Source organism: Streptomyces sp. NPDC031340, assembly GCF_055569945.1.
Window position 1 is genome coordinate 1 of record NZ_JBVIIE010000039.1, and the last position, 23,338, is coordinate 23,338.

Annotated in this window: 23 protein-coding genes; 12 read left to right on the forward strand and 11 right to left on the reverse strand. The window is 72.1% G+C overall.

Features of this window, described 5'->3' with window-relative positions; all coding sequences use genetic code 11:
- Positions 1–140: 140 nt before the first annotated feature.
- Positions 141–998: a type I methionyl aminopeptidase gene (gene map, locus ACZ5GT_RS27150; protein ID WP_469031527.1), complete on the reverse strand. Its 858-nt coding sequence runs from the start codon at positions 996–998 to the stop codon at positions 141–143.
- Between the two features lie 58 nt (positions 999–1,056).
- Between map and ACZ5GT_RS27155 the strand changes: the two genes are divergently transcribed.
- Entirely contained in the window at positions 1,057–1,290 is a 234-nt protein-coding gene (locus ACZ5GT_RS27155; RefSeq protein WP_469031528.1) for a hypothetical protein, read from the forward strand.
- Between the two features lie 8 nt (positions 1,291–1,298).
- On the opposite strand, the gene ACZ5GT_RS27160 is transcribed toward ACZ5GT_RS27155, so the two are convergent.
- From ACZ5GT_RS27160 to ACZ5GT_RS27175, 4 genes are all read right to left on the reverse strand, one after another.
- Positions 1,299–2,627 carry an MFS transporter gene (locus ACZ5GT_RS27160; protein WP_469031529.1) on the reverse strand — a complete coding sequence of 443 codons (1,329 nt, stop codon included), beginning with the start codon at positions 2,625–2,627 and terminating at the stop codon, positions 1,299–1,301.
- Positions 2,628–2,827: 200 nt separating this feature from the next.
- The gene (locus tag ACZ5GT_RS27165; RefSeq protein WP_469031530.1) at positions 2,828–4,012 is read right to left on the reverse strand and encodes an ABC transporter permease; all 1,185 of its coding nucleotides are present in this window, start codon (positions 4,010–4,012) and stop codon (positions 2,828–2,830) included.
- An 83-nt stretch (positions 4,013–4,095) separates the two neighbouring features.
- Positions 4,096–4,824 (reverse strand): ABC transporter ATP-binding protein, encoded by a 729-nt coding sequence (locus ACZ5GT_RS27170; RefSeq protein WP_469031531.1) that lies wholly within the window; start codon positions 4,822–4,824, stop codon positions 4,096–4,098.
- A complete protein-coding gene (locus tag ACZ5GT_RS27175; protein ID WP_469031532.1) occupies positions 4,821–6,251 on the reverse strand; it encodes a peptidoglycan-binding protein in 1,431 nt (476 codons plus the stop codon). Before ACZ5GT_RS27175 ends, ACZ5GT_RS27170 begins: the two co-directional genes overlap by 4 nt.
- Before the next feature lie 187 nt (positions 6,252–6,438).
- On the opposite strand from ACZ5GT_RS27175, the gene ACZ5GT_RS27180 reads away from it, so the two are divergent.
- Genes ACZ5GT_RS27180 through ACZ5GT_RS27190 form a run of 3 tightly spaced genes read left to right on the forward strand, consistent with a single transcriptional unit; the run spans position 6,439 to position 8,272 of the window.
- Positions 6,439–6,861 (forward strand): peptidase inhibitor family I36 protein, encoded by a 423-nt coding sequence (locus ACZ5GT_RS27180; RefSeq protein ID WP_469031533.1) that lies wholly within the window; start codon positions 6,439–6,441, stop codon positions 6,859–6,861.
- Positions 6,862–6,887: 26 nt separating this feature from the next.
- Positions 6,888–7,304: a peptidase inhibitor family I36 protein gene (locus tag ACZ5GT_RS27185; RefSeq protein ID WP_469031534.1), complete on the forward strand. Its 417-nt coding sequence runs from the start codon at positions 6,888–6,890 to the stop codon at positions 7,302–7,304.
- On the forward strand, positions 7,301–8,272 hold the full coding sequence (locus ACZ5GT_RS27190) for a hypothetical protein (RefSeq protein WP_469031535.1): 972 nt from the start codon (positions 7,301–7,303) through the stop codon (positions 8,270–8,272). Before ACZ5GT_RS27185 ends, ACZ5GT_RS27190 begins: the two co-directional genes overlap by 4 nt.
- Positions 8,273–8,515: 243 nt before the next feature.
- Here the strand turns inward: ACZ5GT_RS27190 and ACZ5GT_RS27195 are convergent, their stop codons facing one another.
- Positions 8,516–9,118, reverse strand: coding sequence for a hypothetical protein (locus ACZ5GT_RS27195; RefSeq protein ID WP_469031536.1), 603 nt, complete (start codon positions 9,116–9,118; stop codon positions 8,516–8,518).
- Positions 9,119–9,197: 79 nt separating this feature from the next.
- Between ACZ5GT_RS27195 and ACZ5GT_RS27200 the strand changes: the two genes are divergently transcribed.
- Genes ACZ5GT_RS27200 through ACZ5GT_RS27210 form a run of 3 tightly spaced genes read left to right on the forward strand, consistent with a single transcriptional unit; the run spans position 9,198 to position 10,356 of the window.
- Positions 9,198–9,332 (forward strand): hypothetical protein, encoded by a 135-nt coding sequence (locus ACZ5GT_RS27200; RefSeq protein ID WP_469031537.1) that lies wholly within the window; start codon positions 9,198–9,200, stop codon positions 9,330–9,332.
- Positions 9,333–9,369: 37 nt separating this feature from the next.
- Positions 9,370–10,086, forward strand: coding sequence for an NADPH-dependent F420 reductase (npdG, locus tag ACZ5GT_RS27205; RefSeq protein ID WP_469031538.1), 717 nt, complete (start codon positions 9,370–9,372; stop codon positions 10,084–10,086).
- Between the two features lie 3 nt (positions 10,087–10,089).
- Entirely contained in the window at positions 10,090–10,356 is a 267-nt protein-coding gene (locus ACZ5GT_RS27210; RefSeq protein ID WP_469031539.1) for a hypothetical protein, read from the forward strand.
- 31 nt (positions 10,357–10,387) lie between these two features.
- Here ACZ5GT_RS27210 and ACZ5GT_RS27215 read toward each other — a convergent pair whose 3' ends face one another.
- Complete coding sequence (locus ACZ5GT_RS27215; RefSeq protein ID WP_469031540.1) at positions 10,388–11,158, reverse strand: site-2 protease family protein; 771 nt, start codon at positions 11,156–11,158, stop codon at positions 10,388–10,390.
- Positions 11,159–11,401: 243 nt separating this feature from the next.
- On the opposite strand from ACZ5GT_RS27215, the gene ACZ5GT_RS27220 reads away from it, so the two are divergent.
- Positions 11,402–15,103 (forward strand): AfsR/SARP family transcriptional regulator, encoded by a 3,702-nt coding sequence (locus ACZ5GT_RS27220; protein ID WP_469031541.1) that lies wholly within the window; start codon positions 11,402–11,404, stop codon positions 15,101–15,103.
- 35 nt (positions 15,104–15,138) lie between these two features.
- On the opposite strand, the gene ACZ5GT_RS27225 is transcribed toward ACZ5GT_RS27220, so the two are convergent.
- From ACZ5GT_RS27225 to ACZ5GT_RS27235, 3 genes are all read right to left on the reverse strand, one after another.
- Entirely contained in the window at positions 15,139–15,966 is an 828-nt protein-coding gene (locus ACZ5GT_RS27225) for an ABC transporter permease (protein ID WP_469031542.1), read from the reverse strand.
- Positions 15,963–16,988, reverse strand: coding sequence for an ATP-binding cassette domain-containing protein (locus ACZ5GT_RS27230; RefSeq protein WP_469031543.1), 1,026 nt, complete (start codon positions 16,986–16,988; stop codon positions 15,963–15,965). Before ACZ5GT_RS27230 ends, ACZ5GT_RS27225 begins: the two co-directional genes overlap by 4 nt.
- A gap of 103 nt (positions 16,989–17,091) precedes the next feature.
- A complete protein-coding gene (locus tag ACZ5GT_RS27235) occupies positions 17,092–17,727 on the reverse strand; it encodes a class I SAM-dependent methyltransferase (protein WP_469031544.1) in 636 nt (211 codons plus the stop codon).
- A 116-nt stretch (positions 17,728–17,843) separates the two neighbouring features.
- Here ACZ5GT_RS27235 and ACZ5GT_RS27240 point away from each other — a divergent pair, with 116 nt between their 5' ends.
- Complete coding sequence (locus tag ACZ5GT_RS27240) at positions 17,844–18,446, forward strand: helix-turn-helix domain-containing protein (RefSeq protein WP_469031545.1); 603 nt, start codon at positions 17,844–17,846, stop codon at positions 18,444–18,446.
- A gap of 245 nt (positions 18,447–18,691) precedes the next feature.
- On the opposite strand, the gene panB is transcribed toward ACZ5GT_RS27240, so the two are convergent.
- On the reverse strand, positions 18,692–19,567 hold the full coding sequence (gene panB, locus ACZ5GT_RS27245; RefSeq protein ID WP_469031546.1) for a 3-methyl-2-oxobutanoate hydroxymethyltransferase: 876 nt from the start codon (positions 19,565–19,567) through the stop codon (positions 18,692–18,694).
- A gap of 181 nt (positions 19,568–19,748) precedes the next feature.
- Here panB and ACZ5GT_RS27250 point away from each other — a divergent pair, with 181 nt between their 5' ends.
- From ACZ5GT_RS27250 to ACZ5GT_RS27260, 3 genes are all read left to right on the forward strand, one after another.
- Complete coding sequence (locus ACZ5GT_RS27250; RefSeq protein WP_469031547.1) at positions 19,749–21,338, forward strand: MFS transporter; 1,590 nt, start codon at positions 19,749–19,751, stop codon at positions 21,336–21,338.
- A 113-nt stretch (positions 21,339–21,451) separates the two neighbouring features.
- Entirely contained in the window at positions 21,452–22,081 is a 630-nt protein-coding gene (locus tag ACZ5GT_RS27255; RefSeq protein ID WP_469031548.1) for a TetR/AcrR family transcriptional regulator, read from the forward strand.
- Between the two features lie 185 nt (positions 22,082–22,266).
- A complete protein-coding gene (locus ACZ5GT_RS27260) occupies positions 22,267–23,316 on the forward strand; it encodes an endonuclease/exonuclease/phosphatase family protein (protein ID WP_469031549.1) in 1,050 nt (349 codons plus the stop codon).
- The last annotated feature ends 22 nt before the right edge of the window (positions 23,317–23,338 follow it).

A 23,338-nucleotide genomic window follows, 5' to 3' on the forward strand; every position in this document is an offset into this window, starting at 1 on the left:
GGCGCTGTATTGGGGCGTGGTCCCCTTGGGGGCTTTCTCCCCCCCCCACCAGTATCTTCGCCCCCGGGACCGGCCCCCCCCCCCCCCCCCCCCCCCCCCCCCCCCCCCTCCCCTTGGGGGGGGGGCCCCCGGCCCGTCGGCTACGGCAGGGTGAGGATCTCCGCGCCGGTCCCGGTCACCACGAGCGTGTGCTCGAACTGCGCCGTCCGCTTGAGGTCCTTGGTGACGACCGTCCACCCGTCGTCCCACATGTCGTACTCGTGCGTCCCCAGCGTCAGCATCGGCTCGATGGTGAACGTCATGCCCGGCTGCATCACCGTCGTCGCGTGCGGGCTGTCGTAGTGCGGGATGATCAGGCCCGAGTGGAACGACGAGTTGATCCCGTGCCCGGTGAAGTCCCGGACCACGCCGTAGCCGAAGCGCTTGGCGTACGACTCGATGACCCGGCCGATGATGTTGATCTGGCGGCCCGGCTTGACCGCCTTGATCGCGCGGTTCAGGGACTCGCGGGTCCGCTCCACCAGCAGCCGGCTCTCCTCGTCGACGTCGCCGACCAGGTACGTGGCGTTGTTGTCGCCGTGCACCCCGCCGATGTACGCCGTCACGTCGAGGTTGACGATGTCGCCGTCGCGCAGCACCGTCGAGTCCGGGATGCCGTGGCAGATCACCTCGTTGACGCTGGTGCACAGCGACTTGGGGAAGCCGCGGTAGCCCAGCGTCGAGGGGTAGGCGCCGTGGTCGCACATGTACTCGTGCGCCACCTTGTCCAGTTCGTCGGTGGTGACGCCCGGCGCGATCAGCTTCGCCGCCTCCGCCATCGCCCGCGCGGCGATCCGCCCCGCGACGCGCATCGCCTCGATGGTCTCCGGGGTCTGCACCTCCGGGCCGGTGTACGGCGTCGGCGCGGGCTTGCCGACGTACTCGGGGCGGCGGATGTTTCCGGGCACCTGACGGGTGGGAGAGAGCTCGCCTGGTACGAGCAGCGACTGGCCAGACATGCAAGCGAGTCTAACCAGCGGTCATCGGGGAACATGTCGGTGGCGAGAGGAGCGGGTCATGGCGTTGTTCAAGAAGCGGACGGTCGGCAAGCCGGGCGAGTGGTTCTACTGCCTGGAGCACAAGAAGGTCGAGGAGGGCCCGGAGTGCCCGGCCAAGGACCGCTTCGGTCCGTACACCTCCCGGCAGGAGGCCGAGCACGCGATGCAGACCGCGCGCGAGCGCAACCTCCAGTGGGAGAACGACCCCAAGTGGCACGACGCCCCCACCGGCGGAGGCGCGACCGAGGACTGACGGCCTGATCAGGCCTCGGCCGGTGCGGCTGCCGCGCGCCCCGCGCGCAGCCGCACCGCGTGCTCGTTCGTCCGCACGTCGTACCGCATCAGCTTCGGCAGGCACAGCGCCAGCAGCCCCACCGCGCCCGCGCACAGCAGCCCGCCCGACCACACGGACGCGCGCACGCCCCACCAGGCGGCGAAACCGCCCGATCGGACCTGCCCCACGGTCGGCCCGACCGAGTACGACAGCAGTTCGATCCCGGCGAGCCGGCCGCGCAGCTCGTCCGGGATCGTCTGGTTCCACATGGCCCCGCGGAAGATGCCGCTGACCATGTCGCAGGCGCCCGCCACCGCCAGGAACAGCAGCACCAGCCACACGTCGCCGACGACGCCGGCGGCCGCGATCGCCAGGCCCCACAGGGCGGCCGACAGGACCACCATGCGGCCGTGCCGGTGGACGCGCGAGGTCCAGCCGCTGGTCAGGCTCACCACCAGCGACCCGGCCGGGACGGCGGCGTACATCAACCCCAGCGACCACTCCGCGTCCAGCTCGTCCGCGAGGAACGGCAGCACCGCCAGCGGCATCGCCAGGAACATCGCCGCGAGGTCGACGGCGTAGGTGCCGAGCAGTTCCTTGCGGCCCCACGCGTACCGGGCGCCCTCGAGGATCGCCGTCAACGACGGCTTCGCGGCCTCACGGGAAGGGGGTGCGGCGGCGATGCGGACGATCAGCACGACGGAGACCGCGAAGGTGGCGAGGTCCGCGCCGTAGGCCCAGCCCAGGCCCGCGTACGCCACCACCACGCCGGCCAGCGCCGGGCCCGCCACCCCGCCGACCGTCCAGCGCAGGGAGTTCAGCGACACCGCGGCCGGCATGTGCTCGTGGGCGACGATCCGCGGCCACAGCGAGTCGAGCGCCGGCCGCTGCACCGACACCAGCGCGGACGACAGGGCGGCGACGACGTACAGCGGCCACACGGCCGGGTGCGGCAGCAGCGCGTCGACCAGCAGCACCGCGGACAGCAGGCCCTGGCCGGCCTCCGTCCAGATGATCAGCTTCCGCTTGTCCAGCGCGTCGGCGAGCGCACCCCCGTACAGCCCGCACACGATCAGCGGCACCAGCTCCACCGCGCCGATCGCCCCCACCGCCGCCGCGGACCCGGTGAGTTCCTTCACCTGCACCGGCAGCGCGACGAACGTCAGGAAGCTCCCGAACGTCGAGATCACCCCCGACACCCACAGCCGCCGGAAATCGGCGGAGGCCCGCCACGGTGCGAGGTCGGGCAATAGGGAGCGCAGGCCGGAAGGGGCCTCGGCGGCCTCGGCGGCGCGGCCGGGGGAGTCGTCGGTCACGAGGACCCATGCTCGACCGGTCCGGCGACCGCGAGCAAACGCTTTTCGGTCCCTGACTCCCTCATGCTCGGCTGCGCTCGCGCGGGGGGACCCCCATCGCGTCGGCTCCCTGCTCCGCCTGCATCCGCACGCACCAGACCCCGCTCGGGTCGGCCATGAGGCACCGCGCTTCACAGCCGACCTGATCCGAACGACAGGGCCTAGCGCCGCAGCGCTTCCACCGGCTGGATGCGGCTGGCCCGCCAGGCCGGATAGAGTCCGGCGACAACCCCGGTCAGCAGGCCGATGGCAGGGGCCGCCACGACGGTGGCGGGATCAATGACCGGGGTCCATTCGCGCGCTATCGCGGTGCCGATGACGGCGAAGGTGCCGAGGCTGGTGCCGACCAGTCCGCCGAGGGAGCCCAGCGCTCCCGACTCGGCCAGGAACTGGAGGGTGATGTGGCGACTGCGGGCGCCCAGTGCGCGGCGCAGGCCGATCTCTCCGGTGCGTTCGAGTACGGCCACCAGAGTGGTGTTGGCGATGCCCACCGCGCCGATCAGCAGACAGATGGCCGCAAGGAGCAGAAAGAGCTGGTCGAGGTCCGACGTGACCGCCGTCCTGAGAGCCCTGGGGTCGGGTGGCGGAACGGCCTGGAAGTAGTCGGGGTGCGCGGGATCGAGTGCGAGGGCCGCCTCGCCGGCGACCTGCTGGGCGGCGCCGAGATCCGTGGAGATCAGCATCTTGGCGCGGTTACCGCTCGCGGGCCCGCCCCAGACACGCTCGGCGGTGGCACGCGGGACCACGACGGAGAGCAGCACGTCCGACTTCCGGTCGACCTCGTCGATGATGCCGATCACCGTGAAGGCGTCTCCGCCGATGAAGATCGCGGGAGCCGTCTCCAAGGTGGTGATGCCGAGTCGGGCCGCCATACCGGAACCGACCACGGCGACCTGTTGCGCCTCCCGGTCGTGGTACGCGTCGAAGATCCTGCCCTGCTGGAGGTGGGGGCCTGCGGCGGCCAGGGCGCCGGGTGACGCCGCGACGACCTGGCTCTGGGTCTCCTCCCCGGGCTCACCGACGGGCGCGGACCGTACCCCCCGCCCCTCCGGCAGCGGCACCGACCAGTAGACGCCCGCATCGCGCACCCCGTTCAGCCGCTCGATGCGGGCGTCCGCGTCGGCCGGGAACGCGTTCTGCACGTACTCCGGCTGCTCACCGCCGGTGTCCTCGATCGTCACCTCGGTCGCGGTCAATGCATTGAAACGCTCGTCGATCTGCTGGGAGGTGGTGGATGTCAGACCCAGCACGGCGACGAAGGTGCCCACGCCCAGGACGGTACCGAGCGCGGTCAGGGCCGAGCGGCCGGGGCGTTGAAGTATCCCGGCCGTCGCCTCGGCCAGCATGTCGCGTGGGGAGAGCCGCGAAGCACGGATCGCGGATGCGCGCTTCCGGCGGAGCCCCGGAAGCGCGGAGCGGGTGGGGCGCCTCATGCCGGTATCCGTTCGTGCAACAGGCCGTCCCGGATGCTCAGGGTACGCATGCCCCGGGCGGCCACTTCGGGATCATGGGTGATGACGATCAGGGTGATGCCGTCCGCGTGGAGTTCGTCGAGCAGTCCGAGAATCTGCTGCGCGGTTGCCGTGTCGAGGTTTCCGGTCGGCTCGTCGCACAGCAGCAGTGACGGTCGGTTCACCAACGCCCGTGCGATGGCGACGCGTTGCCGCTCACCGCCGGACATCCGGGTGGGGACGGCGTCGACCCGGTGGCCGAGACCGACTCGGTGGAGTGCCTCTCGCGCCCGGGTGACACGCTCGGCTCGCGGTATGCCGTTGTACGTCATGGCCAGCATGACGTTCTCCAGCGAGGAGCGGTGGGGCAGCAGATGGAAGCTCTGGAAGACGAAGCCGATGCGACTGCCGCGCAATCCGGCGCGTTGGCTCTCCCTGAGCCGGGCGGTGTCAATGCCGTCGAGCCGGTAGGTGCCCCCGCTCGGCCGGTCGAGGAGTCCGGCGATGTTGAGGAACGTCGACTTGCCCGAGCCTGACGGCCCGACGATCGTCAGGTAGTCACCGCGGCGGATCGTGAGGTCGAAAGGGCGCAGCGCCTTGACCGGAGGCGTTCCTGGGTAGGTGAGGGTCACACCTCTGAAGTCGATGACGGGGACATCGGCGGGGGCGGGATCCGCGTCCGCGGCGTCCTTCGACGTATCGGTCATCCCTGGGCCCCCGGAACATCCGTAGCGCTGCCGGCCCCGAGGCCGCCGTCACCGGCCCCCGCACCGCCGTTCGCACCGACGCCGACGATCACCCGCTCCCGCTCGGAGAGCGTGCCGTCCACGGGCGTGACCTGCACGTATCCGTCGCCCGAGGTACCCGGACGGACCTCCACCCGGCGGCGCGTCCCGTCGTTTCGAAGGACGGTCACGGTGGTACGGGAGTCGGCACCGGCCGAGATCGCGGAGACGGGAACCACAAGCACCTTGCCGGCCGAGGTCGCCGCTTCCACGGTGAGCCGTACGTCCTGGCCCGCGAGGGTCGCCGGCAGGTCCTTGTCGGGGCGCACTTCAAGGGTGTAGCCCTGCCCCTGCGGGGTGTCGCCGGCGGGTTCCCCGTCGGACGCGGCCGTCACAGGCGCCTCGGAGACCGAGGAGACGACGCCAGTGGCCTCCTGGCCCGTGGTCTCGGAGAGGATCCGTACCTTCTGCCCGGCCCTCACCAGGCCTTTCTCGTGGGAGGCGAGAGTGCCTTTCACCACGAGTCGGCCGGCCGAGACGGTCATGGGCTTCTCACCGATGTCACCGCCGACCTTGGCGTTGACCACGTCGACCCGGGCCGGGAAGCCGGAAAGGTAGACCACCTCGGATGCGGGGACCATGGCGCCCGACACGGCTTCCGCGGCGGCCAGCTTCTTCCGTGCCTCGGCCAGGTCCTCGCGGGCGTACTTCAGCTGGTCGCCGGATGCCTCTTCCTTCCCCTTGCCCGACGTCAGCACGGCGAGCGCGCGCTCGGCGGTCTTCACCTGGCTGCGGGCCGCTTCGACCGGATCGCCTCCCTCGCCGCCCGCGCCGCTCTCGCCACCGACGAGTACGGGGTCGTAGCCGATGGAGGCGTAGAAGGCGGCCACCGCGGCCTTCGTCCCGGGCCCGTACACGCCCTTCTTGTCGCCGCCTACGCCGTGTCCGAGACCGTCCAGGGCTTTCTGCAATTGCCGTACGTCTTCCCCGTGGGCGCCAGGCTTGAGATCCCGGTACACCGGCAGCGTGCCGGTCAGCACGAACACCGGCCGGCCGGATATCTCCATGAGGACCCGGCCGGCCTTGAAGGTCTTGCCGGCCTGGACCAGAACCTTGGTGACGACCGGCTTGCCACCCTCGGCCGCGGACGCTGCGGGGGCGATGTCGACGGTCTGCGAGGCGGAGACCGTTCCCCGGGTCACCACGGTGTCGGAGAGGATCCGGCGCTCGACGGGCGCGGTCAGGACGTCGGGCTCGGGAGGCGCGGCTTCCGCCGCGGCCTGCGCCGGCGACTGCACGAACGAGGCCCCCCACAGGCCGGCCCCGGAGAGCACGAAGGCGCCCACCGCGAGAACGGCCACTGCCCTGCGCCGACGCGCGATACCGCCCCGCCCACCTTCGTCCGACACTCCGAACTCCCTGCCGTTTGACCATGGTTGTGCCGCCCGCGGACGGCATGAGCACCCATCAGTGGAACACCCCCTCCAGATGATCGTCAACGACATTTACTTCTCGCCGCGTTGACTCAAAACGGCCCTTGAACTGCTTGTTTGTCGACTGATCTACTCGGCCGTCGAACTAGGGGAGGATGAGTTCATGTCAAGACTGCGAAGCGTCGCCCTGGCCGTAACAGCCATGGGCGCGCTGCTCGTCGGCAGCGCGGGCACTGCCAGCGCGGGCAGCTACAACGGCTCTTGCGAGAGCGCCGGCGGCGAGATCTGTCTGTACCGCTACGCCAACTTCGGCGGCGGCATCTACGACACGATCTACAGCAAGACCAACTACGACGGGTCCACCTACTACGGCACCTCGGTGCTGATCGACAACACCGTCTCGTCGGTCAAGAACCGCGACTACGTCAACTCCATCGACGTCTTCACCGGCCAGAACTACACCGGCCTGCGAGTGCACGCCGACCCGGGCCTGGACCTGTGGGACATGGCGGTCTTCTGGGACGGCGCCACCGACAACGCGATCTCCTCCCACTGCTTCAGCAGCAACGCCTACTGCCCGTCCTGACCCGTCCGACCGAGAAGGAATCCACCATGAGGAACTTCAGGAAGGCCGCCGTTGTCCTGGCCGCCGCCGGTGCGCTGATCGCCGGTGCCGCCGGGACCGCCGACGCCGGCAGCTACAACGGCTCCTGCGAGACCAGCAACGGCGGCGAGATCTGTCTGTACCGCTACGCCGACTTCGGCGGCGGCATCTACGACACGCTGTACAGCAAGACCAACTACGACGGGTCCACCTACTACGGCACCTCGGTGCTGATCGACAACACGATCTCGTCGGTCAAGAACCGCGACTACGTCAACTCCATCGACGTCTACACCGGCCAGAACTACACGGGCTCCAGAACGCACGCCGACCCGGGCCTGGACCTGTGGGACATGGCGGTCTTCGGCGACGACAACGCGATCTCCTCCCACTGCTTCGAGAACAACGCCTACTGCCCCGGATGATGATCACACGCAACGGAGCGGGCGGGCTGCTGCTCGTCGCCGCTCTCGCCTGGACGGCCGTGGGGTGCTGGGCCGGCGAGAAGCCCCAGGTTCCCGCCACCGGCACGCAGCCCTACAAGCTGCAGGCGTCGAAGACCTGGGGCGGCGTCGCCATCAGCCTGCCCGTGGACTCGTACACCGTCACCGCGCAGGAGCGGGAGGCCCTCAGCCAGGCCGTCGCCACCCTGGCGGGCGACTGCATGAAGGAGTACGGCTTCGACTGGCCGGCGCCGTTGCCGCCGACCCCCCGGAACCTGAACTCCAACGCCCGCCTCTACGGGGTGACCGACCCTGAGTCGGTGGCCGTTTTCGGCTACCATCCCCCGCTTCCCAAGGGGATGACGGCCCGCCAGGCCGAGCAGGAGACCGTGAGGCAGCGCGCGCACTACGCGAACGTCTCGCCCGCCGCCATGACGCTCTACAAGGGCGAAGGCCCATCGTCGGTGAACGGCAAGAACGTCCCGCAGGGCGGATGTCTCGGTGAGACGCGTCGGAAGCTTGGCCTGGGTGATGCCGCCACCCTTGACTCCACCTTCAACAAGGTGAACCTCCAGGCCTCGCAGCAGGCCGGCAACGACCCCCGGGTCAGCAGCCTCAACCAGCGCTGGGCCGCCTGCATGAAGGAGTCGGGCTACGACTACAAGGACCCGCTGGCGGCCGCCGGCGATCCGGCGTGGACGGCCGGCGAGGGGGGCGACGGAAGCAAGGACAGCGACGCCGCGGGAACGGCGAAGCCGCAGGAGATCACCGTCGCTTCCACGGATGTGAAGTGCAAGCAGCGGGTGGACTACGTCGGTGTCCGCTCGGCGGTGGAGGCCGAGTACCAGAACAAGCTCATCGAGAAGAACGTCACGGCGCTGTCCGCGGCCCGTGACACCTGGAAGTCGGCGATCGTCAAGGCGAACGAGCTTCTGGCGAAAAGGGGTTGACGGTCCGGGGGTGAGAGCTCCACCCCCGGACAGTTCCGCTTGCCGGCCTCGGGCGAGGGGAAACGACGACCACAGCAGTCACACAGCGCTACATGTCCGTTCGCCGTAGCTGTACGAGAACAGGGCCGGTTCGGGAGGGTGCGGGCCAGGGCGCCGGCGCGCCCGCCCGCCCGGCCGGCTCCCGATGGTCCTGCCGGGGCACTGGCACCGCCCGGCCGGCCGGTCCCGGAGGGGCCCCGCCTCCTACCAGGGCGCCGGTGGGGGAGCCGTCAGCTGGTCCGCCAGTCGGGCCAGCCGGTCCCGGAAGCGTCGTCGGCCCCGCGGCGCGGGCAGGGAGTTGTCCCCGGCCGCCGCGCTCACCAGATGCTGCACGGTGTCCAGGTCCAGCTCCGAGCCCTCCGGCACGGCCAGCGACTCGTGCGCCATCGCGACGAGTTCCCCCTCGCCGGGGCCGAGGGCCAGCACTGTCGCACCGGCCCGCCGCGCGTCGTGCACCCGTTCCAGCAGCGGGGCACCGGGCCCGCCCGGCGACACCACCAGCAGCGTCTCGCCCCGCCGCACCGCGGTCAGCCGTCCCGGCCCGACCGCCAGGTGCGCCGGATCGGACGCGCGCGCGTCGTGCCGGACCAGCGTCGGCGCCAGCTCCGGCGTTCCCGACCACGCGGCCTCGTCCACCAGGTGCGCGGTCAGGTGCCACGGCTCGTACTCCGGCGTGCCCACCAGCAGCAGCCCGCCCCCGTGCGAGACCACCGACCCGCGCAGCGACCCCGCGAACCGTCTGGTGGCCCCCAGCCACTCGGTCCCGGCGAGCACTTCACGCAGCAAGGCGACACGTACGGCGTCCATGGGTCCGCATGGTGCACCAACCGCGCGCTCCTGACCCGCGGTTCACCCGCGATTCGCCCGCCTCGGTGACAGTGCCCGGATGACCGAGGCCACCGTTCCCTTCCGCGCGGGCCGCGACGGCCACGCAGGTCTCCGACTCCAGTACGAGACCGGAGACTTCGGCGCATACCAGCGCATCGTCCTGCGGCGGGTGCCCGTGACGCGGCTCACCTGACCGCCCCGGGCCGCCCGGGCCGCCGTACAGTCGGCCCATGACCTCTACCGACAGTGCTGCACAGACTCCCGCGAAGGCCCCCGCCAAGGACCCGTGGGACCTGCCCGACGTCTCCGGGCTGGTCGTCGGCGTCCTCGGCGGAACCGGGCCGCAGGGCAAGGGCCTCGCCTACCGGCTCGCCCGCGCGGGCCAGAAGGTGATCATCGGCTCGCGTGCCGCGGAACGCGCCCGGGACGCCGCCGCCGAACTCGGGCACGGCATCGAGGGCGCCGACAACGCCGAATGCGCGCGCCGCAGCGACATCGTGATCGTCGCGGTGCCCTGGGAGGGCCACGGCGCGACGCTGCAGGCCCTGCGCGAGGAGCTCGCGGGCAAGCTGGTCGTCGACTGCGTCAACCCGCTCGGCTTCGACAAGAAGGGCGCCTACGCGCTGAAGCCGGAGGAGGGCAGCGCCGCCGAACAGGCCGCCGCGCTGCTGCCCGACTCGCGGGTCGCCGCCGCCTTCCACCACCTGTCGGCGGTGCTGCTCCAGGACCCGGAGGTCGACGCGATCGACACCGACGTGATGGTGCTCGGCGAGGAGCGCGCCGACGTGGAGCTCGTCCAGGCGCTGGCCGGCCGCATCCCCGGCATGCGCGGCATCTTCGCGGGCCGGCTGCGCAACGCCCACCAGGTGGAGTCGCTGGTCGCGAACCTGATCTCCGTCAACCGCCGCTACAAGGCGCACGCGGGACTCCGGGTCACCGACGTGTGAGGCATGGGGGACACTGGTGGCACCAGCAGTGCCGCAGTGTCCCCCCTCCAGGAGCCGACCGCCATGCCCTCCCCGTCCCCCGCCGGCCAGGCCCGGCGTCTCGCCCTCTTCGCCCTCGCCGTGTGCGTCCTGGCCGTGGCCGCCGCGGTGGTGTCCTTCGTGCGCGGCAGCTGGCTGGGGATCGTGTGGATCCTGCTCGCCGGACTGTCGTCCAACATGGGCTGGTACTACCTGCGCCGGAGCAGGATGACCCACGCTCAGCAGCGGTAGCGGGGCGGTCGCCGACCGGTGCCCGGCCGGCTCACGACCAGAAGTGGTAGAGGTCCCAGCCCCGGGCGGAGTCGAAGTCGCTGACGCCGAGACCGCGCAGCACCGCGTCGACCAGATCGAAGAACACCGCGTTGACCGAGGGCACCCACAACAGCGCGAACACGAACAGCAGCCCGAACGGCGCGAAGGGCTCCACCTGCCGCTTGACCTTGTACGACAGCCAGGGCTCGATCACCCCGTACCCGTCCAGGCCCGGCACCGGCAGGAAGTTCAGGATCGCGGCGGTGACCTGGAGCAGGGCCAGGAACGCGAGCGCGAAGCGGAAGTCCTGCGGCACGCCGTCCAGCGCGCCCAGCCAGAACGGGGCCGTGCACACCGCCGCGAACAGCACGTTCGTCAGCGGCCCCGCCGCCGAGACCAGACTGTGCCGCCAGCGCCCCGGGATCCGGCCCCGCTCGATGAACACGGCGCCGCCGGGCAGCCCGATCCCGCCCATGATCAGGAACACCACCGGCAGCACGATGCTGAGCAGGGCGTGCGTGTACTTCAACGGGTTCAGCGTGAGGTAGCCCTTGGCGCCCACGGTGATGTCGCCGCCGTGCAGGGCGGTGCGCGCGTGTGCGTACTCGTGCAGGCACAGCGACACGACCCAGGCCGCCGTCACGAACAGGAACACGGCCACGCCCGGCTCCTCGGCGAACCCCGTCCAGGTGGCCCATCCGGTGACCGCGGTGACGGCCAGGATCCCGAGGAAGACGGGACTGATCCGCTGATCGCTGCGGCGGGTGGCGGCGGTGGTCATGGGGCTCCCGATCTCGTGCGCGCGCTGGGACTGCCCGACCGTACCGGGCCTGTGGGAACAACGTCTCACGGGCGGCCGCCGGTTCCGCGGGCGGCCCGGGAGAAGGGGCGCGGGTCGGCAGGGTGCGGCAACGGCCCACGAGTTGAGTACGGTTTCCGGGTACGGCGGGGAGGGCCGACCGGGCCCGTCCCCGCGCTGCGCCGGTGACCGAACCCGTGACCGGCCCCGACGGCACCGGAGATTATGGACCCCGTGCGCTACGGCATCCTCGGCACCACCCAGGCGCTCCGCCCCGACGGCACCGCCGTCCCGGTCGGCGGGACGCGGCTGCGCGCGCTGCTGACCGTGCTGGCCCTCCGGGCCGGCCGTACCGTGCCCGTGGCCGTGCTGGTCGACGAGGTGTGGGACGGCGACCCGCCCGCCGACGCGCCGGGCGCGCTGCAGGCGCTGGTGGGACGGCTGCGCCGGACCCTCGGCGCGGACGCGGTCGCCTCGGCGGACGGCGGCTACCGTCTCGCCGCCGCCCCCGACGACGTCGACCTGCACCGTTTCGAGCGGCTGACCGGCGAGGGCGTCCGGGCCCTGGGCGACGGCGACCCCGCGAAGGCGGCCGTCGTCCTCGACGACGCCCTCGCCCTGTGGCGCGGCCCCGCCGTCGCCGACCTGCCCGGCCGCACCGCCGACACGGCCCGCTGGGAGGCCCGGCGGCTGGACGCGCTGCGCGCCCGGCACACCGCCGCCCTCGCCCTCGGCCACGCGCAGCAGTCCCTGCCCGAGCTGACCGCCCTGTGCGACGACCACCCCCTGGACGAGCCCCTGCAGGCGCTGCGCCTGCGCGCCCTGCGCGACGTGGGCCGCACCGCGGAAGCACTGGCCGCCTACGAGGACGTACGACGCCTCCTGGCGGACCGCCTCGGCACCGACCCGGGCCCGGAACTGCGTTCACTGCACGCGGAGTTGCTGCGCCCGCCGGACGGGGCCGACGGCGCCGGCGTCCGCCCGCGTCCTGACGGCCGTGTGGCCGCCGGCGGTCCTGCGGCGCTTGGTAGTCCTGCGACATCCGGTGGTTTTGGGGCGCCCGGGGATGGCGTGGCCTCCGCCGACGGCGTGGCGCCTGGCGGCCATGTGGCCTCCGACGGTCCGGTGGCAGATGGCAGAGCTGCGGCTTCCCGCGGTTCTGCGGCGGCCGGCGACGGCGTGGCCCATGACGGTCCTGCGGCATATGCGTTCCAGGTGGCCCACGACGACAGTGTGGCTCCTGCCGACCGCATGGCTCCCGGCGATGGCGTGGCCCCTACCGGCGGCGTGGCCTCCGGCGGCCGTGTGGCGCCCGTCCACGGCGTGGCGTCCGCCGACGGCGTGGCGTCCGCCGACCGCGCGGCCACCGGTGTAGCGCGTCCCCCGGCGGGCACCGCGCGGGCCGCCGCCCCCGCCGCTCCGCCCCCCGGCAACCTTCGCGCCCGTCTCACCTCCTTCGTCGGCCGGGAGGCGGACATCGATGCCATCCGGGGCGACCTGTCCGCGGCCCGGCTGGTCACCCTGCTGGGCGCCGGCGGCGCCGGGAAGACGCGCCTGTCGCAGGAGGCCGCCGAGACCGTGCGGGACGCGGCCCCGGACGGGGTGTGGCTGGCCGAGCTGGCGCCCGTCGACGACCCCGACGCCGTACCGGAGACCGTGCTCACCGCCCTCGGCGCCCGTGAGACCGTGCTGTACGGCGCCGGCGCGGAGGCGATGCGCGCCGGGGCGGAGCGCCACGACGACCCCGTCGAGCGGCTCGCCGAGCACTGCGGCCGACGGCGCATGCTGATCGTCCTCGACAACTGCGAGCACGTCGTCGACGCCGCCGCCCGGCTCGTCGAGGACCTGCTGGAGCGTTGCCCGGGACTGACGGTGCTGGCCACGAGCCGGGAACCGCTCGGCGTGCCGGGCGAGTTGCTGCGGCCGGTGGAACCGCTGCCGGAACCGGTCGCGCTGCGGCTGTTCGCCGAGCGCGGGGCCGCCGCCCGGCCCGGCTTCCGCGTCGACGACGACCCGGACGCCTGCGCCGAGATCTGCCGGCGCCTCGACGGACTCCCGCTCGCCATCGAGCTCGCGGCCGCCCGGCTGCGCATGCTGACGCCACGTCAGATCGCCGACCGGCTCGACGACCGCTTCCGGCTGCTGACCTCCGGCAGCCGTACCGTGCTGCCCCGCCAGCAGACCCTGCGCGCGGTCGTCGACTGGTCCTGGGACCTGCTCGACGAGGACGAACGGGACGTGCTCGGCCGTCTGTCGGTGTTCGCGGGCGGCTGCGACCTCACCGCCGCCGAGGCCGTGTGCGGGCCGGCCGCCCTGGATGCGCTCGGCTCGCTGGTCGACAAGTCCCTCGTCGTGGCCGCCCCTTCGGGCGAGGGAGAGATGCGCTACCGGCTGCTGGAGACCGTCGCCGAGTACGCGGGCGAGCGGCTGGAGGAGTCGGGCCACCGCGCGGAGACGGAGCGCGCCCACCTGACGTACTACCGCGAACTCGCACGCCGCACCGACCCGTTGCTGCGCGGCCCCGGCCAGCTCGCCGCCATCGGCCTGCTGGAGCGTGAGTACGAGAACCTGCGCACCGCCCTGCGTCACGCCGTCACCGAGCGCGCCGAGCAGGAGGCCCTGTGCCTGGTCCTGTCGCTGGCCTGGTACTGGCAGATGCGTGACCTGCGCATCGAGGGCCGCAACTGGTCCCGCGAGGTGCAGTCCCTCGGCCCGGACCCGTTCGCCGAGCCGGTCCGCTCTGCCGCCCCTGTGTGGCAGCGCTGCACCGACGTCCCGCTGCCCTGGACCGGCGAGGTCCTCGCGGAGGCATGGCGCGGGGTGCATCTGATCCACCTCGCCTACATGGACACCGAGCTGGACGCCTGGCAGAGCCCCGAGGCCCAGGCGAAACTGCGCGCCATCGCCGCGGCCTACGAGCCCGGACTCCCGCAGACCTGCCGCGCCCCCGGCGCCCTGTGGGTGTTCGCGATCATGCTCTCCGGCGACCTGGAACGGCTGCGCGAGGTCATGGACGCCACCGTCCGCACCTGCCGTACCACGCCCGGGTTCGAGTGGGAGCTCGCCGTGAGCCTGCAGTTGCGCGCCAACCTGCGCGCCAACCGCGCCGAATCCGCGGGCGACGCGGCCCGCGACGCCGACGAGGCGCTGGAGATCTACCGCCGCATCGGCGACCTGTGGGGCGTCGCCGAGGCGCTGTCCGCGCGGGCCGAGGCCCATGAGCGCATGGGCGACTGGGCCCGTACCGCCGCCGACTACGAGGCCGCGATCGAGCAGGCCGAGCAGCTCGGCGCCCGCGCCCAGGTGGCCGTGCTGAACGCCCGCCTCGGCGGCGCCCTGCTGGACGCGGGCCAGGGCGAGCGCGGCGAGAGGCTGCTGCGCGAGGTGATCGCCCGGCAGGACGGCTCGGGCAACGAGGCGATGCCGGCCGCCCGGCTGTTCCTCGCCGGGCGGCTCGCCATGACCGGCCGCATTCCGGAGGCGCGCGAGCAACTGCGGCTGCTGCGCGAGCAGTTCAGGATCACGCACTTCGTCGCCTTCGACGCGTTCATCCTCGGCGCCGAGGCCTGGGTGGACGCCACCGACGGCCGCTACGAGGACTGTCTGGGCAAGACGCGGGCGGCGCTGCGGAAGGCCGGCGACCCACTGGCGGAAGCCATCGCCCCCACGCTCAGGTCAGCCTTCCTGACTGTCGCGGCCGCGGCCCTGGCCGGCGTCGACGACGGCGGCCGCGCCCGGGACGCCGCCCGCTGCATCGGCGCCGCCGACGCCCTGCTGCCGTCCGCCCACGTGCAGACGTTCACGGAGCGCGAGGTCCGCGCGCTGGCCGTGGCGCGCACCCGGCACGCGCTCGGCGAGGAGGCGTACGAGGCCGCGTACGCGGAGGGCGGCGGCCTCTCCGCGGAGGAGGCCGCCGCCCTGGTGTGACGGCGCACGCGTGACGCGCACCGTGCCGGTGCCGGTCAGGCCTTGGTGCGGAACTTACGGACGGCGACCGGTGCCATCACCGCCGTGATGGCCACCGACCAGCCGAGCGTCACCCACACGTCGTGCGCCACCGGGCCGCCGAGCATCAGCCCGCGCGCCGCGTCCGCGAGCGAGGACAGCGGGTTGTAGTCGGTGAAGGTCTGCAGCCAGCCCGGCATCGACGCGGTCGGCGCGAAGATCGACGAGCCGAACTGCAGCGGGAACAGCACCAGGAAGCCCATCGCCTGCACGGACTGCGCGCTCTTCATGACCACGCCCAGGGTGAGGAACACCCACATGATCGACGAGGCGAACACCGCGGACAGGCCCACGGCCGCCAGCAGGCCCGTCCAGTGGTCGATGTCGAACCCGACGGCGACGGCGACGATCAGCAGCACGGTCGTCGCGAACAGCATCCGCGCCAGCTCCACCGAGATCTTCGCGAACAGCACCGAGCCGCGCCCGATCGGCAGGGACCGGAAGCGGTCCATGACACCGCTGTTGAAGTCCTGGTTGAAGCCGGTGCCGACGCCCTGGGACAGCGTCATGCTCGTCATCGCCAGCATGCCCGGGATGACGTACTGCACGTACCCGTCCTGCCCGCCGCCGAGGGCCTGCCCGATCGAGCCGCCGAAGACGTAGACGAACAGCAGGGTGAAGACGACCGGCATCAGCAGGGCGTCGAACATCGACTCCGGGTCCTGCCGGATCCACAGCAGGTTGCGGCGGATCAGGGCGCCGGTGTGGCGCAGGTGGCCGCGCAGCGGAATGCGCGCGTCGGCCGCGCCGGTGGTGGCGGTGGCGGTCACGGTCGCGGCGCTCATGCGGCGACCTCCTCACGGGTGTCGGTGGGCACGGCGTCCTGCGGGGCACTGGCGCGGTGGCCGGTGAGCGACAGGAACACCTCGTCCAGGCTGGGCAGTTCGGTGGTGATGGAAGACAGGGTGAGGCCGCGCGCGGTGACGGCCTGGACGACGGCGGTGAGCTGCTCGTCGCTGAGGACCGGCACCAGGACGGACCCGGCCTCGGTGTCCACGGTCGTCGCCGCGAGCCCGGTGATGCCGAGGCCGTCCAGCGCGGCGGCGAGCGGCCGCAGTTGCAGCGGGTCGGCGGGCCTGATCCGCAGGGCGCGTCCGCCCACCCTGGCCTTCAGCTCGTCGATGCGGCCGCCGGCGATCACCTTGCCGCGGTCGACGACGGTCAGCTCGCCGGCGAGCTGCTCCGCCTCCTCCATGTACTGAGTGGTCAGCAGGACCGTCACGCCGTCCCCGACCATGGCCTTGACCTCGTCCCACACCTCGTTGCGGGTGCGCGGGTCGAGCCCGGTGGTCGGCTCGTCGAGGAACAGCACCTCGGGCCGCCCGATCATCGAGGCGGCGAGGTCGAGCCGCCGCCGCATGCCGCCGGAGTAGGTGTGTACCGGCCGCCGGGCGGCGTCGGTGAGCGAGAACCGCTCCAGCAGTTGGTCGGCGCGGGTCCGGGCGTCCCGGCGGGACAGGTCGAGCAGCCGCCCGATCATGTACAGGTTCTCCCAGCCGGGGATCTTCTCGTCGACGGAGGCGTACTGACCGGTGAGCCCTATCACCCGGCGCAGCTGCCGGGGCTGGCGCACGACGTCGTACCCGGCCACGGTCGCCCGGCCGGCGTCGGGGGCGAGCAGGGTGGACAGGATCCGCACGAGGGTGGTCTTGCCGGCGCCGTTCGGCCCGAGCACACCCATCACGGTGCCCTCGCGCACGTCCAGGTCGACGCCGTCCAGCGCCTTGGTCTCGCCATAGTGCTTGACCAGCCCCCGCACGGTGACGGCCAGGTCGCCGCCGCTGGTTTCCATGTCGATTCGTGTCATGCCGGAAACGCTCCCAGCCCCCACCGACACCCCACCGACACCCGCCGACAGCCCGCCGACAGACCATCGATCGACCACCGACACCGGAACGGGAATCAGCGCTTCAGCGGGTGCGCCGGGCGGTGAGGACGGTGTCGTGGACGGTCACCGGCGTGCCGTCGGGCGTGGTGGCCGCGCGCGGGCGCGCGGCCCGGGTGAGCACCTTCCACTCGTGTTCGGGGAGGTCGGCCGCGAGGTCGTCGGCGGTGTAGAAGAGGCCGGGTTCGGCCGGGCGCGGCATGGCGGTGTCGAGGTCGCCGGGGTGGTGGCCGACGATCACCAGATGCCCTGCGGGGGCGACCCGGTCGGCGAGGGCCGCGAAGACCGATTCCCGTACCGGTCGGGGGAAGTGGCTGAAGGATGCGGTGACCAGGTCGTAGCGGGGGCTTTCGCCGGGCTGCCAGTGGCGGATGTCCGCCTGCTGCCAGGTGATGCGGCCGGCCAGGTGGGCGGGAGTGTGCCCGGCGGCCCGCCGGAGGGCCTGGGAGGAGAAGTCGACGCCGGTGACCTGCCAGCCCTGCCCGGCCAGCCAGATGGCGTCCGCGCCCTCACCGCATCCCACCTCCAGCGCCGTCCCGGGCGCGAGGAGCGAGACCTCCTCGACGAGCGCCGAGTTGGGCTCACCGCTCCACACCTGACCGGTGCTGCGGTAACGCCGGTCCCAGAAGGCGGCACTGAAACGCGGGTCGTTCTCGGTCATCACGGACTCCTTCGGAGGGTGGGGCAGGGTCATGCGTGGGCGGGGCGCCTGCTCACACAGTCGGACCGCGCGGATCGACATGCAAAGATCCTTGCTGCGGTGGCAAGGTAGGTGCCATGGACGAAGAGACCGCATCGACGATGGAGGCGGTCGGGCCCCGTCTGAGAGGGCTGCGCACCCGGCGCAACCTGTCGCTGACCTTCCTCGCCCGGTCCACCGGGATCTCCCTGAGCACGCTCTCCCGCCTGGAGAGCGGTCAGCGCCGCCCCACCCTCGAACTGCTGCTCCCCCTGGCGCGTGAACTGCGCGTGGACATCGGCGAACTCATCGGGGCGCCGCAGACCGGCGATCCCCGCCTGCGGCTCGAGCCCGTCACCCGCCACGGCATGACCATGCTGCCGCTGACTCGGCGAGCAGGAAGCCTGCAAGCCTACAAACTGATCATCTCGCCCAGGATGCGCTCACCCGAGCCCGAGCAGTCCAGCCATGAGGGCTACGAGTGGATCTACGTCCTCGACGGCCGCCTGCGCCTGGTCCTGGGAGACAAGGACCTGGTCATGGGGCCCGGTGAAGCGGCCGAGTTCGACACCCGCACCCCCCACTGGTTCGGCAACGCCGACGAGAACCCCGTCGAGATCCTCAGCCTCCTGGGACACCAGGGAGAGCGCGCACACCTCCGGGCCCGGACCGGACGGCCCGCACCGGGCACTCAGGGCTGACGGACGGAGAAGGTGGCTTGAACGCGGCGGGCACCCCGACCGACCGCCCGACAGCCGTCGGCGGCCCGCCGGCCGGCACCGAGCACGGCGACAGCCCGCCGACGGGGGAAGATCGGCGGGCTGTCCTGGTGCCGCAGTGGCTCAGTGCACGGAGTGGCCCGTGCCGCAGTGGCTCAGTGCACGGAGTGGCCCGTGCCGCAGTGGCTCAGTGCACGGAGTGCCCCGTGCCGCGGTGGCTCAGCGGCTCAGTGGACGGAGTGCTCCTCCGCGGGGAAGACCCCGCCGGTGACGTCCTCGGCGAAGTGCTTCACGGCGTCGGTCATCACCGTGCGCAGGTCCGCGTACTTCTTGACGAACTTCGGCACCCGGCCGGACGTCAGCCCCAGCATGTCCGTCCAGACCAGCACCTGCGCGTCGGTCTCCGGACCGGCGCCGATGCCGACCGTCGGGATGTGCAGCACCCGGGTCACCTCGGCCGCCAGCTCCGCCGGCACCAGCTCCAGCACCACCGCGAACGCGCCCGCGTCCTGCACGGCCTTCGCGTCCCGCAGCAGCTGCTGGGCGGCCTCCTCGCCGCGGCCCTGCACCCGGTAGCCCATGGCGTTGACGGACTGCGGGGTCAGGCCGATGTGCGCCATGACCGGGATGCCCGACTCCACCAGCAGCCGGATCTGCTCGTGGGAGCGCTCGCCGCCCTCCAGCTTCACGGCGCCGACGCCCGCCTCCTTCACCATCCGGGTCGCCGAGCGCAGCGCCTGCACCGGACCCTCCTGGTAGGAGCCGAAGGGCAGGTCGCCCACGATCAGGGAGCGCCGCGTGCCGCGCACCACCGCGGCCGACAGCATGGTCATCTCGTCGAGGGTGACGGGCACGGTCGTGTCGTACCCGAGGTGACAGTTCCCCGCGGAGTCGCCCACCAGGATCACCGGGATCCCGGCCTCGTCGAAGACGGAGGCGGTCATGGCGTCGTACGCGGTGAGCATCGGCCACTTCTCGCCGCGCTCCTTGGCGAGGGCGATGTCGCGGACGGTGATGCGGCGCGTGCCCTTGCCCCCGTACAGCGCCCTGCTGCCGTCGGAGGGCCCGTTCTGCACGGTCTGGGCAGCCGAAAGCTGCGTCATTGCAACGGCTCCTTCAGTCATCTCGAGGCGCCCTGCCGGCGTCCCCGGATCCCCTCCATGGTGGCACCTCCCGCCGGAGACGACCAGAGGGGCCTCCGTCACTCGGGGACCGCGTAAGGAGTGGGCAAAACATTTACGATACGGCACGGTCTCGTATCGGAATCCGCCTAGGCTGGACGTCATGACCACTCCACCCGTTGCGGCCTCCCGCATACCGGAAGCGGTGCACCGGCGCCGCTGGGCGATCCTCGGCGTGCTGATGCTGAGCCTGCTGATCGTCGTGCTCGACAACTCGATCCTGAACGTCGCCATCAAGACGATCTCGACGCCCGCCCCCACCGGACTGGGCGCCACGCAGAGCGAGCTGGAGTGGGCGATCAACGCCTACACCCTCGTCTTCGCCGGACTGCTGTTCACCGCCGGGCTCCTCGGCGACCGGCTCGGACGCAAGAAGGTGCTGCTCGGCGGCCTCGCGGTGTTCGGCATCGGCTCCGCCCTGGCCGCCGAGTCCGGCTCGCCGGCGCAGCTGATCGTCTTCCGCGCGGTGATGGGCCTGGGCGCCGCGTTCGTCATGCCGGCCACCCTCGCCGTGCTGATGAACGTCTTCGAGCGGGACGAGCAGCCCAAGGCCATCGGCATCTGGGCCGGCGGCGTGGGCCTGGCCATCGCCATCGGCCCGATCACCGGCGGTCTGCTCCTGGACCACTTCTGGTGGGGCTCCGTCTTCCTCATCAACGTGCCGATCGTGCTGCTGGCGCTCGCGCTGATGGTGTGGCTGGTGCCCGACTCCCGCGACCCGAAACCGGGCCGCGTCGACCCGGTCGGCGTCGTGCTGTCCGTCGTCGGTCTGGTCCTGCTCGTCTACGGCATCATCAAGGGCGGCCAGCTCGCCGACTTCACCGACGCCAAGGTGCTGGCGACCATCGCCGCCGGCCTGGTCGTGCTGGCCGGTTTCGTGTGGTTCGAGAAGCGCAGCGACCACCCGTCACTCGACGTCACGTACTTCCGCAACCGGGTCTTCTCGGCCGCGATCGGCGCCATCGCGCTGGTCTTCTTCGCGCTGATGGGCGTGACCTTCTTCTCGGTCTTCTACATGCAGAGCGTGCGCGGCTACACGCCGCTGAAGTCCGGCGTGCTGATGCTGCCGCTGGCCGTCGCCCAGATGATCTTCGCGCCGCGCGCCCGGCTGCTCGTCGACCGCTTCGGCAACCGGGCCACGACCACCGCCGGCATGATCGTCATCGTGGCGACCCTGGCCGCGTTCGCCGCCCTGGAGGCGGACACCCCGATCTGGGTCCTGGAGGTCGTCTTCTTCCTCATGGGCACCGGCATGGCGCACATCATGACCCCGGTCAGCGTCGTGATCATGCAGGCCCTGCCGCGCGAGAAGGCCGGCTCCGCCTCCGCCATCAGCAACACCTTCCGCCAGGTCGGCGGCGCGCTCGGCATCGCGGTCCTGGGCTCGGTGCTGTCCGCGGCCTACCGCAACGGCATCGAGGGCAAGCTGGGCGCGCTTCCGGCCGGCCTGCGGGACACCGCCGGAGAGTCCATCGAGGCCACGCTCGGCGTCGCCGCCAAGCTCGGCCCGCAGGGCAGGGCGCTGGTCGCGCCCGCCAACGACGCGTTCCTGCACGCGATGCACGTGACCGCGCTGTGGGGAGCGGGCGTGGCGGCCGTCGGCGTGGTCGTCGTGGCGATCTTCCTGCCGGGCAGGCAGCCGGCCGGTCAGCAGGACGAGGCGGAGCAGGAGTTGGTGACGGCGGCGGAATGACACCTTCCGTCCTTCCGGGTACGACGGCAGGGCCGCCGGGCATGCTCGTCGTACCCGCGAGGACGACCGGACGGCCGGACGCCCGGTCCGGCATGACGAGAGGACGCAGTGAAGTGAGCCTGGCCGACAGCCCAGCCGTGCCCGAGGTGCCCGTGCGGGGACGCCCCCGCAGCGAGGCGGTCGAGCGCGCGATCGTCGAGGGCGTGATGAAGCTCCTGGAGGAGGGCGTGCCGCTGGCCGAACTCTCCATCGAGCGGATCGCCCGCACCGCCGGGGTCGGCAAGGCCACCATCTACCGCCGCTGGAGCGGCAAGGAGGCCCTCTTCGTCGACGTCATCCGCACCGCCGAGCCCCCGGACCCGCTGCTGCCGGGCACGTCGATGCGTGACGACCTGGTGGCGCTGCTGGAGCACTTGCGCCGGCGCGGCCTGATGACCCGGTCGTCGGCGCTGCTGCACAACGTCTACGCGCAGATGAAGTCCAGCCCGAAGCTGTGGGCCGCGTACCACGGGACGGTCGTCGAACCGCGGCGCCGGCTCCAGGTGGAGATCCTGCGCCGCGGGCAGGCCGACGGCGAACTGCGCGCGGACGTCGACATCGAGCTGCTGAGCGACCTGATCGTCGGCCCGATGCTGCTGCGCACCGTCATGCGCCCGGACGCCGACCTGCCCGAGGGCCTCTCCGAGCAGATCGTGGACACGCTCCTGGACGGGCTACGGCCCGTCAGTTCGCCCGCCGCGTAGGCCGTCTGTGCGCGTTTCGTCACAGAGCGCGCTTTCCCGCGCGGCCCGCGGAACCCTCGCGACCGGTTACGTCGTCCCAGTGCCCGTACGGCCGCCGAGGGCGGCGAGAACGGAGCCGATCATCCCCTAGGGTCTTAGGGCACGGGGGGACGTACGGTGTGCACGGCAGTCAGTGAGGCGACGGTATGGCGCAGCAGGCGTACATGACGGAAACGGACAACGGAGGCCCGGGTCCCGGGCGCCGGGGAGCCAGGTTCCGGCGCCTGATCGGCCGACTGGTCGCCGGATGGCGCGGGGACCCCAGAATCTGGCGGCGCGGCATCATCATCGCCGTGCTCGCGGTGCTGCTGGCGCTGGTGATGCTGCTGCACGCGCGGATCCCGAACGCGATCGGCAACACCGGCAGCCTCATCGAGACGTTCCTGCCCTGGCTGGGCCTGTTCGTCCCGGTGCTGCTGCTGCTCGCCCTGGTGCGCAGGTCGGCCACCGCGCTGATCGCGCTGCTGGTGCCGGCGGTCGTCTGGCTGAACGTCTTCGGCGGCCTGCTCACCGACAAGACCGGCGCCGGCGGTGACCTCACCGTCGCCACGCACAACGTCAACGCCGACAACCCGGACCCGTCGGCCACCGCCCGCGACGTGGCCGCCTCCGGCGCCGACGTGGTGGCGCTGGAGGAGCTCAGGGCCTCGGCGGTGCCGGTCTACGAGAAGGCGATGGCCTCGACGTACCCGTACCACTCGGTGCAGGGGACGGTCGGGCTGTGGAGCAAGTACCGGATCGGCGGCGTGAAGCCGGTCGACATCAAGCTGGGCTGGACCCGCGCGATGCGCGCCACGGTCACGACCCCCGAGGGGCCGGTCGCGGTGTACGTCGCCCACCTCCCGTCGGTGCGGGTGAAGGTGGAGGCCGGGTTCACCGCACGGCAGCGGGACAAGAGCGCGGACGCGCTGGGCGAGGCCATCGCCGACGAGAAGCTGTCCCGGAAGATCCTGCTCGGCGACCTCAACGGCACCATGAACGACCGTGCCCTGAAGGCCGTCACCTCCCAGATGCGCTCCACGCAGGGCGCGGCGGGCAGCGGCTTCGGGTTCAGCTGGCCGGCCACGTTCCCGATGGCGAGGATCGACCAGATCATGGTGCAGGGCGTCGAGCCGGTGACGTCGTGGACGCTGCCGAGGACCGCGAGCGACCACCTGCCGGTGGCGGCCCGGGTGAGGCTCGACACGGCCTCCTGACCGCCGGAATACCGGCCCGGGG

Coding starts and splice junctions, on each gene's coding strand:
- panB (WP_469031546.1), bottom strand. CDS start 19,567: ATGACGCAGCTTTCGGCTGCCCAGACCGTGCAGAACGGGCCCTCCGAC.
- ACZ5GT_RS27225 (WP_469031542.1), bottom strand. CDS start 15,966: ATGAGCGCCGCGACCGTGACCGCCACCGCCACCACCGGCGCGGCCGAC.
- npdG (WP_469031538.1), top strand. CDS start 9,370: ATGACCTCTACCGACAGTGCTGCACAGACTCCCGCGAAGGCCCCCGCC.
- ACZ5GT_RS27260 (WP_469031549.1), top strand. CDS start 22,267: ATGGCGCAGCAGGCGTACATGACGGAAACGGACAACGGAGGCCCGGGT.
- ACZ5GT_RS27170 (WP_469031531.1), bottom strand. CDS start 4,824: ATGACCGATACGTCGAAGGACGCCGCGGACGCGGATCCCGCCCCCGCC.
- ACZ5GT_RS27235 (WP_469031544.1), bottom strand. CDS start 17,727: ATGACCGAGAACGACCCGCGTTTCAGTGCCGCCTTCTGGGACCGGCGT.
- ACZ5GT_RS27210 (WP_469031539.1), top strand. CDS start 10,090: ATGGGGGACACTGGTGGCACCAGCAGTGCCGCAGTGTCCCCCCTCCAG.
- ACZ5GT_RS27195 (WP_469031536.1), bottom strand. CDS start 9,118: ATGGACGCCGTACGTGTCGCCTTGCTGCGTGAAGTGCTCGCCGGGACC.
- ACZ5GT_RS27250 (WP_469031547.1), top strand. CDS start 19,749: ATGACCACTCCACCCGTTGCGGCCTCCCGCATACCGGAAGCGGTGCAC.
- ACZ5GT_RS27215 (WP_469031540.1), bottom strand. CDS start 11,158: ATGACCACCGCCGCCACCCGCCGCAGCGATCAGCGGATCAGTCCCGTC.
- map (WP_469031527.1), bottom strand. CDS start 998: ATGTCTGGCCAGTCGCTGCTCGTACCAGGCGAGCTCTCTCCCACCCGT.
- ACZ5GT_RS27220 (WP_469031541.1), top strand. CDS start 11,402: ATGGACCCCGTGCGCTACGGCATCCTCGGCACCACCCAGGCGCTCCGC.
- ACZ5GT_RS27230 (WP_469031543.1), bottom strand. CDS start 16,988: ATGACACGAATCGACATGGAAACCAGCGGCGGCGACCTGGCCGTCACC.
- ACZ5GT_RS27200 (WP_469031537.1), top strand. CDS start 9,198: ATGACCGAGGCCACCGTTCCCTTCCGCGCGGGCCGCGACGGCCACGCA.
- ACZ5GT_RS27240 (WP_469031545.1), top strand. CDS start 17,844: ATGGACGAAGAGACCGCATCGACGATGGAGGCGGTCGGGCCCCGTCTG.
- ACZ5GT_RS27165 (WP_469031530.1), bottom strand. CDS start 4,012: ATGCTGGCCGAGGCGACGGCCGGGATACTTCAACGCCCCGGCCGCTCG.
- ACZ5GT_RS27180 (WP_469031533.1), top strand. CDS start 6,439: ATGTCAAGACTGCGAAGCGTCGCCCTGGCCGTAACAGCCATGGGCGCG.
- ACZ5GT_RS27185 (WP_469031534.1), top strand. CDS start 6,888: ATGAGGAACTTCAGGAAGGCCGCCGTTGTCCTGGCCGCCGCCGGTGCG.
- ACZ5GT_RS27155 (WP_469031528.1), top strand. CDS start 1,057: ATGGCGTTGTTCAAGAAGCGGACGGTCGGCAAGCCGGGCGAGTGGTTC.
- ACZ5GT_RS27190 (WP_469031535.1), top strand. CDS start 7,301: ATGATGATCACACGCAACGGAGCGGGCGGGCTGCTGCTCGTCGCCGCT.